The following is a 17,227-nucleotide window of genomic DNA, read 5'->3' as shown; positions in this document are numbered from 1 at the left end:
AATGTGATCTGTAATATAATTGTCATCTTAACGACATATTCTAGTACTAAGTCAAAAAGGGTAGAGAGATCAATGGCACAAGCCGAGTTTTCATTGCAGGAAAAAGATAAAAAACGATTGATCAAAGATCGTTTGGTTCGATTTGCAGTGACATCCGGTGGTGTAGGCGTTCTTGCTGCTCTTGTGTTGATCTTCGTTTACCTTGCAATGGTGATCATTCCTCTGTTTTCTGATGCAGAGATCGAAACCAATTATGCCGCTCGTGCTACCCAAAGCGGGAAGCCACTCGCAATTTCCGTTGATGATTACTCTCAAATCGGTCTGGTGTTAACACAATCCGGTGAAGTGCGTTTTCTTCCTCTCGATGATTCCAGCAAGCCTGCGTTGTACACTCAGCAGATAGCCAACAACCCAGTGGCATTTTCTCAGTCTGCGCCAGGGTTAGGGTGGTATGGTTTGGTTGATGACCAAGGCAAAGCGCACATCTTCAAGCCAGAATTTAACGCAACGCTGCGCGAAAACACTCGCCCACCAGAAGTCGTGCCGTTTCGAACTTCAATGGACATGCAACTGACAGATGCATCCGATCCAGTTAAGAAGTTTGTTTTTAGTACTTCCACGCAAGCTCCAACCCTTGTTTGGCAAACACAAAGCGGCGTAATAAAAGCGCGTTGGCAGGTTCCTCAACTGTTAGATGCATCACCTGTTACCCATGATTACACCTTCTCTTCAGGTTTTGATGCGCCAGACCAAATGTTGCTGACGCCAGATGGCAATAACCTTTACTTGAGAAATGGATCAGAGCTGATTGTCTTGGTGAAAGGTGACAACAAGTTTTCAGTGCGTGAAGTGATCGATTTGACTCAGGGTGATAAAAAGCACTCAGTGAGAACGATGGATTTGTTGGCTGGGGCGTATTCCCTGCTTGTTACGCATAACGATGGGCGTGTATCGCAATGGTTTGATACGTTGCAGGGCGACCAGCGAACTTTGACTCACATTCGTGACTTTAAATTGGCGTCTGAGCTGAAGTATTTACTTCCCGATTCACACCGCAAAGGTTTCTACAGCTTTTACACCAACGGTACGTTGCAAAGCCACTACACCACCAGTGAGAAGTTGGTGTTGTTTAAACGTGCCTACAAACAAGCGCCAGTGATGGCAGGAATGTCGAATAACGAGCGCTACTTGATCACATGGCAAAACGACGAATTAAATGTCGCGTTTGTTGATAACCCGTACCCAGAAGTCTCTCTGTCCTCCTTATGGCAAAAGGTTTGGTATGAAGGTTACCCAGAGCCCGAATTTGTGTGGCAATCTACCTCAGCCAGTGATGACTTCGAGGCGAAATTCAGCTTAGTGCCAATTGCGTTTGGTACCATCAAGGCGGCAATGTTCGCGATGTTGTTCTCGGTACCGCTGGCTGTACTGGGCGCAATTTATACCGCTTACTTTATGTCACCACGTATGCGCCGTGTGGTGAAGCCATCAATCGAGTTAATGGAAGCTTTGCCTACGGTTATCATCGGTTTCCTTGCCGGACTTTGGTTCGCCCCGATTGTGGAAGACCATTTGATTACCGTGGTGGTGATGTTGTTTGTTTTGCCTCTGAGCACCATGGTGATGGGTGGCCTATGGGCGCTGATCCCACAACCGATACGTAATCGCCTTCCTAACGGGTGGCATGCTTTGGTATTGATGCCTTTGCTTCTGCTGTTGATCGGTTTGGGTGTGTGGGTATCACCAATGCTTGAGCAAGCCTTCTTTGGCGGGGACATGCGCTTGTTTCTGACTGACCATGGCATTGGCTTTGACCAACGTAACGCGCTGGTGGTTGGTTTGGCTATGGGCTTTGCGGTTATTCCAACGATTTTCACCATTGCCGAAGATGCGATTTTCTCTGTGCCGAAACACTTATCGGATGGTTCATTAGCACTTGGCGCTACGCCATGGCAAACCCTGATTTATGTGGTTCTGCTGACAGCCAGTCCGGGGATCTTCTCGGCAATCATGATGGGACTTGGTCGCGCTGTGGGCGAAACCATGATTGTATTAATGGCGACGGGTAATACGCCATTAATGGATTGGAACGTACTAGAGGGCTTGCGTAGCTTGTCGGCGACCATTGCGGTTGAATTGCCAGAGTCGGAAGTAGGCAGTTCGCACTACCGATTGTTGTTCCTATCGGCATTAATTTTGTTTGTCTTCACCTTTGCGGTGAACGCCTTGGCGGAATGGGTTCGTCAAAGACTAAGAGATAAATATCGTGCGTTGTAATCAGTTAACGAAAGAGCGAGTAATAGCGTGTTAAATTGGATTCGTTCTGGCGCACCTTGGATTTGGTTAACTGGGGGAGCGGTAAGCATCAGTCTGCTTTCTGTCCTCGGGTTATTGCTATTGATTGGCTGGAAGGGGCTTACTTACTTCTGGCCGGCGCCACTTTATCAATGGAATGTTGCTGCACTGACACCGGTGCAGGGCGAAGTGCTGCATGAAAATTCGATTCTGGTTGGTCAGGTTTACGAGCGCAGCTTTGTGCCAAGAAGTTACCTACCAGAAGAAGCGGCGAATAAACTCGCGGATGACGAAGAGTTTGCGACGCGCCTAAACATCAAAATTGCCAACCGTGAATTGTACCCAGCGGACTTTATTTCTGTGTTGAGAATGCAGTTGGATGATCCAACTACGCCGGGCGAATGGGCAGTGATTGAACGCAGCAGCGGTGGCTACTTCTTCGGTAAGTTTGTTGCCTTCCAAGATGGTAACACGCGTTACGAAAACAACATTCAAACGCTTTTGGAGCAAAAGCTCGATGATGCCGAAACCTTGCATCACGAAATCGACATGCTGGTGGATGACCAAGTAAAAGACTTGGGATGGCAGTTAGAGCAGCTTCGCTTAGATAAACGTAAGCACGAGCTTAACGACACCATCACTGAAGAGTTTTTAGCAAACAACAGTCAGCGTAAAGCAGAAATTGAAGCAGAGTTAGCCAAGCTAGACATGCAGCTTGATGGACTGCGTTTGGGCTTCTCTGATTATGCGCTGATTGTCGAAGATATGACTGGGACTCAAGTTTCGATTCCATTAGAAGACATTTTGGACTACTGGTATCCAAACCAAATGTCACTGCCTGAAAAAGTTGCCCATTGGGGGAAACAGGTTTGGAAGTTCTTATCCGAAGATCCTCGTGAATCGAACTCAGAAGGTGGTGTTTTCCCCGCGATTTTCGGTACGGTTTTCTTGGTTATCATCATGTCGATCATCGTGATGCCATTGGGTGTGGTTGCGGCGATTTATTTGCATGAATACGCTAAGAACAATGCCCTAACTCGAGTGATCCGTATTGCGGTGATTAACCTTGCCGGTGTTCCTTCTATTGTTTACGGCGTATTTGGTTTGGGCTTTTTTGTTTACACCATTGGTGCCTCTATCGATAACCTGTTTTACGCTGAGAGATTACCCGCTCCAACCTTTGGTACGCCGGGGCTGTTGTGGTCGGCATTGACGCTAGCGGTCTTGACGCTACCGGTGGTGATTGTCACCACAGAAGAAGGTTTAACCCGTATTCCGAGTTCAGTTCGTCATGGCTCGTTAGCCTTGGGTGCAACACAGTTTGAGACCTTGTGGCGTGTGGTTTTGCCTATGGCTACCCCTGCGATAATCACTGGTTTGATTCTTGCGATTGCTCGCGCTGCGGGTGAGGTAGCACCATTGATGCTGGTGGGGGTCGTGAAATTAGCTTCGAGCTTACCGGTCGATGGGCAATTCCCTTACGTGCATTTAGACAGAAAGTTTATGCACCTAGGCTTCCACATTTACGATGTTGGATTCCAGACCTCGAATATCGAAGCTGCGCGTCCGTTAGTTTACGCGACTTCCTTCTTACTCGTGACGGTTATTGTCGGACTAAACTTAACAGCAATCAGTATTCGTAATAATCTGCGAGAGAAATACCGAACTTTAGGACAAGATTAAGCATGTTTAACTTTGATAATACATTAGGTTATGAGCCGCCATTGGATGTGCACAACCTGACGGATGAACAAACGGCTATCTCGATCGAGAACCTTAATCTTTTCTATGGTCAGGCTCAGGCGCTGCATGATATCACCATGCGTATCCCGAAAGGGCGCGTAACCGCATTCATCGGACCGTCCGGTTGTGGTAAATCCACATTGCTGCGCTGTATCAACCGTATGAACGATTTAGTCGAAGGTTGTAAGGTGACAGGTAAAGTACGTTTGCACGGGAAGAATGTGTACAACCCAAGTGTGGATGTGGCAACGCTGCGTCGCCGAGTAGGCATGGTATTCCAGCGCCCAAACCCATTCCCTAAGTCGATTTACGAAAACGTGGTTTACGGTCTTCGTTTACAAGGTGTGAAGAACAGTCGCATGTTGGACGATGCGGTCGAGCGTTCACTGCGTTCTGCGGCATTATGGGACGAAGTAAAAGATCGTCTACATGAAAACGCATTTGGACTTTCTGGTGGTCAGCAACAACGTTTGGTGATTGCTCGCGCCGTCGCGATTGAGCCAGAAGTACTATTATTGGATGAACCAACATCAGCGTTGGATCCAATCTCAACTTTAACTATTGAAGAGCTTATCAACGAGCTCAAGACTCAATATACTGTGGTTATCGTTACCCATAACATGCAGCAAGCGGCGCGCGTCAGTGACCACACTGCGTTCATTCATATGGGTAAGTTGATTGAATACTCGGATGCGGATTCGATCTTCACCTCTCCAATGAAGAAACAAACCGAAGATTACATTACCGGTCGTTACGGTTAAGCCGCGACCTTTCAAGGATTAAAAGGAAAGCCATGCACTTTGGACGTCACATCTCAGGACAATTTAACGTAGAGCTAGAATCGATTCGTACCCATGTACTCACCATGGGAGGCTTGGTAGAACAGCAGTTGTCGTATGCTATTCAAGCCTTGCACAAGGAAGACATCGAACTGGCGCGTAAAGTTGTGCGTGATGATCACAAAGTTAATGCGATGGAAGTGTCGATTGATGACGCTTGTACTCGCATCATTGCTAAGCGTCAGCCTACAGCAAAAGACTTACGCTTGATCATGGCTATCATTAAGACCATCACAGATCTTGAGCGCATTGGTGATGTTGCAACACGTATTGCCTATGTGGCGATTGAAAGCCCATCATCGAAAGAGCGCCAATTCCAAGTCTCGTTAGAGCCTTTATGCCGTCAAGCAATCCAAATGCTTCACCAAGTGCTCGATGCCTTTGCGCGTATGGACGTAGAAGCCGCAGCAGAAGTACACAAGCTTGATGATAAGTTGGATGCGGAATACGAAGCGGTGATTCGTCAGTTGATGACTTACATGATGGAAGACCCGAAAAACATTCCACATATTCTGCAAGTGATGTGGTCGGCGCGAGCCATTGAACGCGTGGGTGACCGTTGCCAAAATATCTGTGAATACATTATCTACTTCGTGAAAGGAAAAGATGTACGCCATCTAGGTGATCAAAGCATCGATGACGTACTGAAATAACCTTATAACCGCAGACCAAAACCCACAGAGAAATTGATTGCCGTATCGGTAAACGTGTGGGTTTTGTAGTCTTTAAAGATATCCAAATCCGCTCCTGCCCTGACTGAGAGAATCGGATTCACCTGATACACATAAGCACCACCGATGCTCAGTCCTGTCGTATCTCTTCTTTCTTCTTTGTTAGTCCCGTCATAACTGGCTATACCAAGGCGGCTTGAAAGCCCATTTGTGGCTGGTGGTCAAACATGTGTTGAAAACCAATGCGATAAGCATCGATGGTTTCATCAAAGTTTCCATTAGTGTAGGTCACTCGAGAGTAATCAAAATAGAGCGCATCAAAGCCAGCGACATCATTGGTGCCAAATTGAATACCAGCGCCACGAAACGAGCCAACTTTCACTTCTGGAGAAATAAATACACCAGAAGCTTGGGCTGAAAGCGGTGTGATAATCAGGGCAATAAGAGAAAGGGGGCGTTTCATAGTTCTACCTAAAAAGATGCCTTCCTTGGCAAATGGACTTACTGAATGAACGTGTGCTTACTTAAAGCTGATTTGGACACCAACGCCGCCAGCAACGTCAGATGAAGAATATTTGCCTGATGATTCGTAGTGGAAGGTACCTGATAAACTAACTTGGTCTGTTAGGCCGTAAGCACCGCCAACCGCGACCGCTTCTTTGCTACCTGAGAAGCCAACACCTGCACCGATGGCCAGTTCGCCATGAGTCGCATAAGGACGAGCGTTGGTGACAGCATGTAGACTTGCGCGAATACCATCCATTTGTTCTGCTTGTTGGTTTAGGCGGTAATCGTATTCTGCTGCTAAGCCTTCTAAATGGTTAAGACGATCGTCCGTCGGATTATTTTCGATAGGGTTTGATGGCAGCTGTGGCGTTGGACGATCCGGAACATGAGGAACGCCATTATCGACTTCTGGAAGCGTTGGATGTTCAGGTGCCGCTTCAATTGGTGGTGTTGGCGATGAATCTGGGCGTGGACGATCTGGCACACCAGGAACACCGTTATCAACTTCAGGCAAAACCGGTTGCTCTGGTACCCCTTGAATTGGGTTGGTTGGAGTGTCTGGGTTTGGGCGATCTGGAATATGGCCTGCGAATGAGCTTAAAGAAGCAAGAAGGGCACTAGCAGCAGTAAGCTTTACAAGTTTATTTGTCATGTCTGAACTCTCAATAAGTAAACGAGGAACAGCATCCTTACTGTAAGCAATCGCTCTTTCTAAATTCCCTTTGAAGCAGGGCTATCTTATTGAGAAGTATTTTTTATGACTAAGCAGGTCTAATTATTTTGGTGATAACAATTTCTTATCAGGTTAAGGCTTGTTAGCTTGTATTGTTAAACCTTGTTGGATAAGGCTAACGAGCCAACTGACGAGTGGATTATTCCGGTTTCTCACATGCATATGAGCGTGAATAGACTTCATTTGTGGTTGACCATCAATCGTGACGTCAACGGCTCTTAATCCCGGAAATTGCTCAACCGGAAGTAAATTGGAGTGAGGTAAATACATGTCCGTGTGTTTGACGACATCAAGTATTGCAGAGACCATTTCTGAGCGAAAGCCAATGCTGTGTTCAACGCCCATTTCGGTTAGAAGCTCAGACGCGTAACTGAACTTGTCGTTCCACCCTGGGGAAATCAAAGAAGCGATTGGGTATCCGCCAAGATCATGAGGTTCAACATGAGCCTTGGTGATTGGGTGATCTTCACGGACAAAAATACGCCCTTTCAAATCCAATAGCTTCGGCGTGTAGATCTCTTTGTTGGTTAGAAGTAACTCGTAATTTACTCCCATCAGTGTTTCACCTTTCAAGATCTCATCAACCGTGCTGTTCGACCAACCAACTAATTCAAGTTGAGCGTTAGGGGCTAACGCTCTCATTTGTTCGAAGAGGAAACCGGGCAAGCAAGTCATCGTAATTGGTGCCAATGCAATTCGAATTTTGTTGTCCACTTCAGCAGGATCAAATTGATGAGAGCGATTAACTGCGGCTGCTAAACCATCGAGGTGCGGCGTAATATCGTTGGCGAGAGATTCGGCGAAAGGTGTCGGTTCAAGACCTGTTTTTACTTTTACAAACAGCTCGTCATCGAAGTGATTACGCAGCTTTTGTAGCGCTTGACTGATAGCAGGTTGAGAGACGAACAAGCGCTGAGAGGCTTTACGCATGTTCTTCTCTTGCATCAAAATCATAAAGGTCTTGAGCAGATTCAGGTCAAGGGTGTGAAACAGGTCTTTCGCCATGGTACATCTCTAATATTTGTCGGGTACGAAGGTTTGATCGTCGATAGGTGCACGAACATACCCTTCTTTGTTCAGTTCTGGCAGTTCAATCACCGGATGTTCGAGCTCTTCGTATTCTACTTGGCTGAGCAAGTGGCTGATACAATTCAAACGTGCTTTCTTTTTATCATCAGAAGGCACTACCCACCAAGGACAGTGTTTAGTGTCTGTGTAAGCAAACATTTTGTCTTTTGCCTCTGAATACTCTGCCCAGCGATTACGCGATTCCAAATCCATCGGGCTGAACTTCCAGCGTTTGATTGGGGTATTGATACGTTCTAGAAAACGCTTTTCTTGCTCTTCATCGGAGACCGAAAACCAGTACTTAATTAAGATGATGCCAGAGCGTTGCAGCATGCGTTCAAACTCCGGGCAAGAGCGGAGAAACTCTTCATATTGATCTGGGGTACAAAAGCCCATGACTTTCTCTACGCCAGCACGGTTGTACCAACTGCGGTCAAACAGCACGATTTCCCCAGCAGCAGGTAGGTGTGCCACATAGCGCTGGAAGTACCATTGTGTTTTTTCTTTCTCTGTTGGGGCGGGAAGGGCTGCGATACGGCAGACACGAGGGTTGAGTTTTTCAGTGATGCGTTTGATGGTGCCACCTTTGCCAGCGGCGTCACGTCCTTCAAAAAGTACCACGACTTTAAGCCCTTTGTGTTTGACCCACTCTTGGAGCTTAACCAACTCAATTTGCAGCTGTTCTAGTGCTTCTTCGTATTCCTTTTTCTTTAGTTTCGCCATGTTTCCTCTCGTCCTTAGTTATCAATATGTTAGCACTCAATAACTAAAGACGGGATTTGAAAGCGCTTAATTGAGAGCTGTTACCATGTTCGCGATAGCATCGGTGTTGGTGACAGGAATCGAAAAGTCATCCACATCGGCAGCGCCCATTTTGCTTTGCTCGGCAATAAAGGTCATGTGACTAGGGCGAGTTGTCTTGCCAGATAAATGCACTTCGGTGACTTTGGCTTGCTCAACGATCTGGCCAACATTGTCCGCATTCACACCGGCGCCCGCCATGATCGCAATGCGTCCTTGCGCTTGCTCAACTAAGGCTTTAAGCACATCGATACCTTGCGGTGCAGAAGGTGCAAGGCCGGAAGTCAAAATACGTTCACAGCCTAAGCTGATCACTTCTTCCAAAGCTTTTTCAGCGCCACGACACTGGTCAAAGGCACGATGGAAAGTCACGCCTAAGCCAAGCGCTTGAGCAAATTCACACAGTGCCGTTGCGTACGGCATATGAATGTCGCCGTCTTGAGTGAGCACGCCGAGCACGACACCATTCAAGCCTGCTTGTTTAGCGGCTTCAATATCCCAACGCATCATTTCGATCTCTTCCTCACTGTAGAAGAAGTCGCCTTGGCGAGGGCGAATCATCGCGTAAACCGGAATAGTAGAGCGTTTAGCTGCTTGCTGCATAAAGCCATAACTTGGGGTTAAGCCACCCAAAGCAAGTGAAGAGCAGAGTTCGATGCGGGTTGCACCGCCAGCAATTGCGTTGTGGAGAGATTCAATGTTATCAATACAGACTTCAAGTTGAGTATTCACGAGGTTGTCCTGAATTATTGTAATTACAGCAAATACTAGCAGGACGAAAGGGGAGAATCTGTACTGAGACCGAGGGAAATAGAGGTAAACTTTTTGCGTGATGCTTGCCTCTTTTGCTTTTCCAAAGCGCAAATAAAAAGAAAGCCCAGAGCGAACTCTGGGCTTTTTTATGACTTTACTTAGACTGATTGGCGTTTGCGGTTTTTCCGCTATAGCTTTTTGCTTTATATATACATCCAACCAACACGCCCGTTGAGCTTGGGCGGCAGTGTCTATTACTTGCTTAGGTCGTCTGCGTGCTCAGATAGGAACGCTGCAACACCTTTTGGAGATGCGTCCATACCTGCTTTACCTTCTTCCCATTGTGCAGGACATACTTCGCCGTGCTTCTGGTGGAAGTTTAGTGCATCAACCATGCGTAGCATTTCGTCGATGTTACGACCTAGTGGTAGGTCGTTAACTACTTGGTGACGTACAAGACCGTCTTCATCGATTAGGAAAGAACCACGGAAAGCAACGCCTGCTTCTGGGTGCTCTACATCGTACGCTTTACAGATTTCGTGCTTAACGTCAGCAACTAGAGGGTATTTAACTTGACCGATACCGCCATCTTCGATAGCAGTGTTACGCCATGCGTTGTGAGAGAACTGAGAATCGATAGAAACACCGATTACTTCAACACCTTTAGCTTGGAAATCAGCTAGACGGTTGTCGAATGCGATTAGCTCAGATGGGCAAACGAAAGTGAAATCTAGTGGGTAGAAGAATACTACTGCTTTCTTACCTTTAGTGAATTCTGCAAAGTTGAAGTTTTCAACGATTTCGCCGTTACCTAGAACAGCTGCTGCAGTAAAGTCAGGGGCTTGACGACCTACTAGTACCATTTTTTTGCTCCTAAAAATTTTGGTTTGCTCCAAACCTACATTCAGTTATTTAGGTTTGGTCCGTGTTTGTGCGAGACAAACTATAGTACAGATTGTAGTATTGAAAAAAGCGAAATAAATAGATTGAGTTCATCGAAAAAAGCGATAACACCGAAACTATTATCTCGATCACTGGAACAGCAATAGATACAAATAGAATTATGAATAAATGGCCTAGCTTGAAGCAGTTACACTATTTGGTCACTCTGCACGAAACTCGACATTTTAGTGATGCTGCTGAGCGTTGTTTTGTCAGTCAATCTACCTTAAGTAAAGGCATCCAAAACCTTGAAGAGTTGATTGGTTGCCCGCTCTACGAAAAGAAAGATAAAAAAAGCCCATTGGTTTTCACCCAAGCTGGTGAGATGGTGGTGCAGCATGGTCGAGAACTTCTCGCCAAAGGGCAAGATCTTGTTGAGCTGGGGCGTTTATGCCAAGGCGATGATATGGAAGGGCAGCTTAAAGTAGGCTGTATTCCGACCATTGCTCCTTTCTTATTGTGCGACCTTGTCCAAGAGGTGAACTACCGCTTCCCTCAATTAAACCTTCTATTAAGAGAAGATACGACGACTAACTTGCTGCAAGCACTTCGCCATGGTGAGTTGGACGTGTTGATTCTGGCTCTGCCAGTAGAAATAGAGGGAATGGAAAGTCGAGTGGTGGGGCAAGACCCATTCCGTATGGTGATCAGCGCCAATCAAGCGGATTCCGTACCTGTACCGATCCGTTATGCAGACTTGCCAGATGAATCCGTCTTCTTGTTAGAGAAAGAGCACTGTCTTACAGAGCACGCGGTTTCAGCATGTAAGCTAACGGACAAAGAGAAGATCAACCCATTCACCGCAACCAGTCTTCATACCTTAGTGCAGATGGTGGCGAATGGTCTGGGCACCACGTTTATTCCGCAAATGGCGATTGATCATGGTTTGCTACATAACCAGAACTTAGTGGTAATCGACCCTCCCGGCCAGCAAGCGTATCGCGATATTGGTTTGGTTTGGCGTCCGAGCTCGTCACGATCAAACACTTTCAATCAATTGGCAGAAGTCGTCTCTGAACTGCTTTAGCTATTAGTATTAGCCTGCTACTCCCGATCTAATATCAAAAAGCGCACTAGAAATAGTGCGCTTTTTAGCATTTTATTCTGCGCGTGAACTTTGACTTGTAAAATTTTACAGATGAACTTTCATGAAGCTTTCATAAAATAGTGAAATTTCACAATGTTAATTTTACACAACTGCCTGTGTAACGCGTTTAAGTCGCGTTTAATTTCCTCTTCCTAGCCCTTGTGAATACAAGGATTTTTCTCCTGCCTTACTATTCATACGCTTGTTTGAATTCAAAAATAACCTGTAAAATTAATGTAATTTAATTACGTAATAACTTACAAATCGAACCCAAAAATCAAACACTTGTTTGATACCGAATAAAACTTTGAATTTAACGTTTTGTTTACTTGAGGGGTTTCGCTTAAACCTTTGTTGAGTTAGCTTAATTAAAGGCTTGTAAGACTTATGTCTAGATTGAAAAAGCAATTCAGGTTGCGCAAGGTATAGACACAACGAAGCGAAGTGAACACCAAATCGAAGGATGTAATTTGTTGTTCATAACTTACAAATGTAGCTTTAGGCTGACTGCCCAAGATGGATAAAGCACGTTAAGGATGAATGATTATGCTTGCTCAGACAGAACAAAAAACGCAACAACTAAAGCAAACCCAAGGCATGCTTGAGGTGAATGGAGTCGTTGCTCCTGAACATCAAGCAATTTTCCCTGTTGAAGCCCAAACCTTTTTATCTCTATTGTGTGAAAAATTTGCCGGACGTGTTGAACAGTTGCTGGAAGCACGAGAAGAGAAGCAAGCACGCATCGACGCTGGTGAACTGCCAGACTTTCTACCAGAGACACAAGACATTCGTGAAGGAAGCTGGAAGATCCTTGGAATCCCGCAAGATCTGCAAGATCGCCGAGTGGAGATTACAGGACCGACTGATCGCAAGATGGTGATTAACGCACTGAATGCGAATGTAAAAGTGTTCATGGCAGACTTCGAAGATTCGATGTCCCCTGCGTGGAGTAAAGTGCTGGATGGTCAAATCAACCTGCGCGACGCTGTTAATGGCACCATCAGTTACACCAACCCTGGCAATGGCAAACACTATCAGCTGGCAGAAGACCCAGCGGTGTTGATCTGCCGTGTTCGCGGACTGCATCTAAAAGAAAAACACGTAACGTGGCACGGTCAGATCATTCCAGGTGCGCTATTCGATTTCGCTCTGTACTTCTACAACAACTACAAAGCGCTACTGAAAAAGGGAAGCGGTCCTTACTTCTACATTCCGAAACTGCAATCGCATCATGAAGCTAAGTGGTGGAGCGAAGTGTTCCATTTCACCGAAGAGTATTTCGGTTTGGATACTGGCACCATCAAAGCGACAGTGCTGATTGAAACCTTACCAGCCGTATTCGAAATGGATGAGATTCTGTTCTCTCTGAAAGAGCACATCGTTGGTTTGAACTGCGGTCGCTGGGATTACATCTTTAGCTACATCAAAACACTGAAAAACCACCCAGATCGCGTACTTCCGGATCGCCAAGTAGTGACGATGGACAAACCATTCCTCAACGCCTACTCAAGATTATTGGTGCGTACTTGTCATAAACGTGGCGCATTTGCGATGGGCGGCATGGCAGCCTTTATTCCGGCTAAAGACCCACAAGAAAACCAAAAAGTACTGGATAAGATCCACAACGATAAATCGCTAGAAGCTAACAATGGTCATGACGGTACTTGGGTTGCTCATCCGGGGTTGGCAGACACCGCAATGGAAGTGTTCAGTGCCACACTGGGGCAGCGCACCAACCAATTGGATGTGAGCCGCTCAGAAGACGCACCAATCACCGCCGCAGAGTTACTTGAACCGTGCGAGGGTGAACGCTCAGAAGAGGGTATGCGTCATAACATCCGCGTTGCGTTGCAATACATTGAAGCTTGGATCTCTGGCAACGGTTGTGTGCCGATTTACGGACTGATGGAAGACGCAGCAACGGCAGAAATCTCCCGTGCCTCTATCTGGCAATGGATTCAACACGGCAAGTCGCTCGACAACGGATTGAAGGTCACTAAAGAGCTGTTCGAACTCTATCTGAAAGAAGAGATTGAAGTCGTGAAGCAAGAAATTGGCGAGCAGCGTTACCAAGCAGGTCGATTTGAAGAAGCAGCAGACTTGATGGCAAGGCTCACCACCAGTGATGAACTGACCAACTTTTTAACCATTCCAGGTTATGACTACTTGGATTAACCCAAAGATTTAGAACACTCAATTTATTTAACTAATACATTTTTATTTAACCAATACGTGAAGGATTCGAGGCAGATAAGGATGTACTGCCTGAGAACGGAAAACTCAACGCACATGCACAAGTGCACATTATAAGAGGGATAGACCAATGACTAACTTAACTCGCCGCCAACAAATTGAAGCTCTGGAAAAAGATTGGGCAACCAACCCACGCTGGAAAAACGTAAAGCGTACTTACACAGCAGAAGAAGTGGTAGAACTGCGTGGCTCTATGGTGCCTGCGAACACAATCGCACAACGTGGTGCTGACAAACTTTGGTCACTGGTCAACGGTAGTTCAAAGAAAGGCTACGTAAACTGTCTTGGTGCACTGACGGGTGGTCAAGCCGTACAGCAAGCAAAAGCAGGTATTGAAGCTATTTACCTATCAGGTTGGCAGGTAGCGGCGGACAACAATACCGCTTCGACGATGTACCCAGATCAATCTCTGTACCCAGTAGATTCTGTACCATCGGTAGTAAAACGTATCAACAACTCATTCCGTCGTGCAGACCAAATTCAGTGGTCAGCAGGTAAGTCGCCAGAAGACGAAGGCGGTATTGATTACTTCCTACCAATCGTAGCGGATGCGGAAGCAGGCTTTGGTGGTGTATTGAACGCTTACGAGCTAATGAAATCGATGATCGACGCAGGTGCGGCAGGTGTTCATTTTGAAGACCAACTGGCATCCGTGAAGAAGTGTGGTCACATGGGCGGTAAAGTACTGGTTCCAACTCAAGAAGCAGTGCAAAAACTGGTCGCGGCTCGCCTAGCAGCGGACGTTGCTGGTACGACAACACTAGTAATCGCACGTACCGATGCAAACGCAGCAGACCTACTAACATCTGACTGTGACCCATACGATAAAGACTTCATCGAAGGTGAGCGTACTCAAGAAGGTTTCTACCGTGTACGTGCAGGTATCGACCAAGCTATCTCTCGTGGTCTAGCTTACGCGCCATATGCGGATCTAATCTGGTGTGAGACAGCAACGCCATGTCTAGAAGAAGCACGCAAGTTTGCAGAAGCGATTCATGCAGAGTACCCAGACCAACTGTTGGCATACAACTGTTCGCCTTCATTCAACTGGGAGAAGAACCTAGACGCAGAAACCATTGCTAAGTTCCAACAAGAACTGGCTAACATGGGCTACAAGTACCAGTTCATCACGCTAGCGGGTATTCACAACATGTGGTTCAACATGTTCGAACTGGCACACGCTTACGCACAAGGCGAAGGCATGCGTCATTACGTTGAGAAAGTTCAGCGTCCTGAGTTCCAAGCGGCAGAAAAAGGTTATACCTTCGTAGCTCACCAACAAGAAGTGGGTACAGGTTACTTCGATAAGATGACTAACACGATTCAAGGTGGTAACTCTTCAGTGACTGCATTGACGGGGTCAACCGAAGAAGACCAATTCTAAGAATCCCTAGCCATTAGTACCGCATCTAGTGAGCCATAATACGCAGGCTTTGGCTCACTAGACTTTGGGTATGGATATTCTGTTTAGGCATAAACTTTGACATGCTTTTGAGCGGCTTTCGCCGCTCTTTTTTACTTAAAGCTTAAAGAAGTTCAACAGCTCTTTTTGTTTCACTGCCAGATTAGATAGCTCGTCACTGGCTCGTTTACTGTCTTCGATACCGGATACGTTTTTGTTCACCAGATCAAACGCTTGAGATACATTTTCTGAGATGTCTTGAGTAACACCTGACTGCTCCTCTGATGCTGTTGCCACTTGTGTATTCATATCTGAAATCAGTGACACGGAGTCGGTGATTGAAGAAAACGCAGAGCGAAGCTGTTCGCTGTATTTACGTGAATCTTCTGCAAGGGTTAAGTTAGACTGCATATATTGATTAGCGTCTTTAGCTTGGGCTTGTAAGCGCGAAATGATCTCTTGGATATCAACCGTCGATTGTTGCGTTTTCGCTGCTAATGAACGGACTTCATCTGCTACCACCGCAAAGCCTCGACCTTGCTCACCTGCACGGGCAGCCTCAATTGCTGCATTCAACGCGAGTAGATTGGTCTGCTCTGAAATGGAATTAATCACTTCAACCACCGTACCGATCTCAACCGAGTACTCTTGCAATTGATTAACGATCTTCGACGTTTCTTCAATCGAACTATCGACTTTCTGTGAGACCTCGTCGGAAGAGTCTAGAATTCGGCCGCCTTCAACCACATTATTCGTCGCATCGTTAGCGGCTGTTTCTGCGTTTGCCGCATTTTGGCTCACCTCTGAAGCTGTGCTTGATAGCTCATTGATGGCGGTTGCGATCTGTTCAACTTGGCTTAGCTCTTGTTGAGCATTATTTTCCGTTTCAGTCATGATGCCAGTTAAGGACATAGATGAAGAGGAAACGTTATCAGATATTTGATGGAAGCCTTCGATGATTCGGCGTAGCTCTTGGCGCATCTGTAGAATATTGGCGTAGATGCCAGTTTCATTACCAGTGGTGGTGATTTGAGTAGAGAGGTTACCAGAGGCCACTTCAGCAACCATTTCTTGGATCTGGCTAGGCTCCCCACCAACCACTTTCAGCACGCTACGATAGATAGCGACAGCGATACCCATTGCACTGATGATCACTATGATAGAAAGAACAATCAAGGTCACTTGCGCACTGGCAAAGCGTTCGACCATTTCAGGGCCGACGGAGTCTTGCGTATCCTTGGTGGCGAGTTTTATCTCTTCGATTGTTCGTGCAGCGGAGGCCCCCATCACATCCAAGGTTCCAGAGATAATCTCATTACGGTCGTTGATGGTTTGAACCACTTCGGCAAAGGTAGTTTGATATTGTTCGAAAGATTGTTGAAATGCTTTTAGGTTTGAAATTTGTTGCGCTGATATCAGCTGAGACTCAACTTTATTGGACAGCTCGGCAACCCGTGAAAACTCTTTTTCTGCTCGCTCAGCATCACTTTGCGAATTACTGGTTAGAAACTTAGATGCGTAGAGGCGAGACAGCAATAAGTGTTGTTGTAAGGTGCCTGCGCTGATTGCCACGTCTAAGTCATCTTCAGTTGCCGCTCGGTTCATAATCTCCGTTACCGACTTACGCATATTTAGGCCAGCAGGGTCGAGTTGATCCTTAACTAATGCATTGCGTTGGTTGACTAACTGGATGACCTGATTAAAGCTGTCTTTATATTGCTTGAGCTGATTTTCAATCGAGACAAAATCTGATTTATGTAAATCGTCTAGGTGTGAGTCAAGGACGCCTTCAATTAAGCTGATTGAGGTGGTGATGCGCTTATCTAGCTCTGCAATATTCGCGGTGTCATTATTTTTAATGTATTTAAGCGCTGCGAGGCGAGCCTCTAGAATATTGGCTTGAATTCTACCGGTGGAAACACTAGTTAATGCAAGAGCTCGATAGGTGTTGAAACCGTCACTTGATTGATAAAAGCGCAGTGAAGCAACGACGGAAATGATCAAAATTAGGCCTAGGATTACCCCAAACCCTAGAGTTAATAGTTTTTTAAGGCTCATACCAATGTCCCTGTTTGGCTTAGGTGAGAATTAGGTTTGAACTGACGATATGTACAACTTGATTGATATAATTAT

14 protein-coding genes are annotated in these 17,227 nt (G+C 46.1%); 7 read left to right on the top strand and 7 right to left on the bottom strand.

Annotation, left to right across the window (positions count from 1 at the left end):
- The first annotated feature begins 72 nt into the window (after positions 1 to 72).
- The 4 genes from KJB05_RS15150 to phoU are packed head-to-tail and all read left to right on the top strand — an operon-like array spanning position 73 to position 5,530.
- Positions 73 to 2,277 (top strand): ABC transporter permease subunit, encoded by a 2,205-nt coding sequence (locus tag KJB05_RS15150; RefSeq protein ID WP_017188513.1) that lies wholly within the window; start codon positions 73 to 75, stop codon positions 2,275 to 2,277.
- Positions 2,278 to 2,304: 27 nt separating this feature from the next.
- Entirely contained in the window at positions 2,305 to 3,978 is a 1,674-nt protein-coding gene (pstA, locus tag KJB05_RS15145; protein WP_208445721.1) for a phosphate ABC transporter permease PstA, read from the top strand.
- Between the two features lie 2 nt (positions 3,979 to 3,980).
- Positions 3,981 to 4,799, top strand: coding sequence for a phosphate ABC transporter ATP-binding protein PstB (gene pstB, locus KJB05_RS15140; protein WP_208445720.1), 819 nt, complete (start codon positions 3,981 to 3,983; stop codon positions 4,797 to 4,799).
- Positions 4,800 to 4,831: 32 nt separating this feature from the next.
- Positions 4,832 to 5,530, top strand: coding sequence for a phosphate signaling complex protein PhoU (phoU, locus tag KJB05_RS15135; protein WP_005440349.1), 699 nt, complete (start codon positions 4,832 to 4,834; stop codon positions 5,528 to 5,530).
- A gap of 199 nt (positions 5,531 to 5,729) precedes the next feature.
- Here phoU and KJB05_RS28715 read toward each other — a convergent pair whose 3' ends face one another.
- The 6 genes from KJB05_RS28715 to KJB05_RS15105 form a co-directional block, all read right to left on the bottom strand.
- Positions 5,730 to 6,011, bottom strand: a complete 282-nt coding sequence (locus tag KJB05_RS28715) for a hypothetical protein (protein ID WP_244142949.1) — start codon at positions 6,009 to 6,011, stop codon at positions 5,730 to 5,732.
- Positions 6,012 to 6,068: 57 nt separating this feature from the next.
- Positions 6,069 to 6,707 carry a YadA C-terminal domain-containing protein gene (locus tag KJB05_RS15125; protein WP_208445719.1) on the bottom strand — a complete coding sequence of 213 codons (639 nt, stop codon included), beginning with the start codon at positions 6,705 to 6,707 and terminating at the stop codon, positions 6,069 to 6,071.
- 153 nt (positions 6,708 to 6,860) lie between these two features.
- Positions 6,861 to 7,793, bottom strand: a complete 933-nt coding sequence (locus KJB05_RS15120; RefSeq protein WP_199453328.1) for a LysR family transcriptional regulator — start codon at positions 7,791 to 7,793, stop codon at positions 6,861 to 6,863.
- A 9-nt stretch (positions 7,794 to 7,802) separates the two neighbouring features.
- Entirely contained in the window at positions 7,803 to 8,579 is a 777-nt protein-coding gene (ppk2, locus tag KJB05_RS15115) for a polyphosphate kinase 2 (protein WP_020194977.1), read from the bottom strand.
- 66 nt (positions 8,580 to 8,645) lie between these two features.
- Positions 8,646 to 9,389, bottom strand: coding sequence for a copper homeostasis protein CutC (locus KJB05_RS15110; RefSeq protein WP_208445718.1), 744 nt, complete (start codon positions 9,387 to 9,389; stop codon positions 8,646 to 8,648).
- Between the two features lie 275 nt (positions 9,390 to 9,664).
- Positions 9,665 to 10,273 carry a peroxiredoxin C gene (locus tag KJB05_RS15105; RefSeq protein WP_005424820.1) on the bottom strand — a complete coding sequence of 203 codons (609 nt, stop codon included), beginning with the start codon at positions 10,271 to 10,273 and terminating at the stop codon, positions 9,665 to 9,667.
- Between the two features lie 200 nt (positions 10,274 to 10,473).
- Between KJB05_RS15105 and KJB05_RS15100 the strand changes: the two genes are divergently transcribed.
- The 3 genes from KJB05_RS15100 (at position 10,474) to aceA (ending at position 15,076) form a co-directional block, all read left to right on the top strand.
- The gene (locus KJB05_RS15100) at positions 10,474 to 11,379 is read left to right on the top strand and encodes a hydrogen peroxide-inducible genes activator (RefSeq protein WP_005440336.1); all 906 of its coding nucleotides are present in this window, start codon (positions 10,474 to 10,476) and stop codon (positions 11,377 to 11,379) included.
- 606 nt (positions 11,380 to 11,985) lie between these two features.
- On the top strand, positions 11,986 to 13,614 hold the full coding sequence (gene aceB / locus KJB05_RS15095) for a malate synthase A (RefSeq protein WP_005424786.1): 1,629 nt from the start codon (positions 11,986 to 11,988) through the stop codon (positions 13,612 to 13,614).
- Between the two features lie 148 nt (positions 13,615 to 13,762).
- A complete protein-coding gene (gene aceA, locus KJB05_RS15090; protein WP_208445717.1) occupies positions 13,763 to 15,076 on the top strand; it encodes an isocitrate lyase in 1,314 nt (437 codons plus the stop codon).
- Between the two features lie 135 nt (positions 15,077 to 15,211).
- On the opposite strand, the gene KJB05_RS15085 is transcribed toward aceA, so the two are convergent.
- On the bottom strand, positions 15,212 to 17,152 hold the full coding sequence (locus tag KJB05_RS15085; protein ID WP_208445716.1) for a methyl-accepting chemotaxis protein: 1,941 nt from the start codon (positions 17,150 to 17,152) through the stop codon (positions 15,212 to 15,214).
- Positions 17,153 to 17,227: the final 75 nt, after the last annotated feature.

Source organism: Vibrio sp. B1ASS3, from assembly GCF_905175355.1.
GTDB classification, from domain to species: Bacteria; Pseudomonadota; Gammaproteobacteria; order Enterobacterales; family Vibrionaceae; genus Vibrio; species Vibrio owensii.
The sequence above is the reverse complement of the archived record's forward strand: the minus strand, read 5'-3'. Positions and strand labels throughout refer to the sequence as shown.

Coding starts and splice junctions, on each gene's coding strand:
- ppk2 (WP_020194977.1), bottom strand. CDS start 8,579: ATGGCGAAACTAAAGAAAAAGGAATACGAAGAAGCACTAGAACAGCTG.
- phoU (WP_005440349.1), top strand. CDS start 4,832: ATGCACTTTGGACGTCACATCTCAGGACAATTTAACGTAGAGCTAGAA.
- KJB05_RS15100 (WP_005440336.1), top strand. CDS start 10,474: ATGAATAAATGGCCTAGCTTGAAGCAGTTACACTATTTGGTCACTCTG.
- pstB (WP_208445720.1), top strand. CDS start 3,981: ATGTTTAACTTTGATAATACATTAGGTTATGAGCCGCCATTGGATGTG.
- KJB05_RS28715 (WP_244142949.1), bottom strand. CDS start 6,011: ATGAAACGCCCCCTTTCTCTTATTGCCCTGATTATCACACCGCTTTCA.
- aceA (WP_208445717.1), top strand. CDS start 13,763: ATGACTAACTTAACTCGCCGCCAACAAATTGAAGCTCTGGAAAAAGAT.
- KJB05_RS15125 (WP_208445719.1), bottom strand. CDS start 6,707: ATGACAAATAAACTTGTAAAGCTTACTGCTGCTAGTGCCCTTCTTGCT.
- KJB05_RS15150 (WP_017188513.1), top strand. CDS start 73: ATGGCACAAGCCGAGTTTTCATTGCAGGAAAAAGATAAAAAACGATTG.
- aceB (WP_005424786.1), top strand. CDS start 11,986: ATGCTTGCTCAGACAGAACAAAAAACGCAACAACTAAAGCAAACCCAA.
- KJB05_RS15085 (WP_208445716.1), bottom strand. CDS start 17,152: ATGAGCCTTAAAAAACTATTAACTCTAGGGTTTGGGGTAATCCTAGGC.
- KJB05_RS15120 (WP_199453328.1), bottom strand. CDS start 7,793: ATGGCGAAAGACCTGTTTCACACCCTTGACCTGAATCTGCTCAAGACC.
- KJB05_RS15105 (WP_005424820.1), bottom strand. CDS start 10,273: ATGGTACTAGTAGGTCGTCAAGCCCCTGACTTTACTGCAGCAGCTGTT.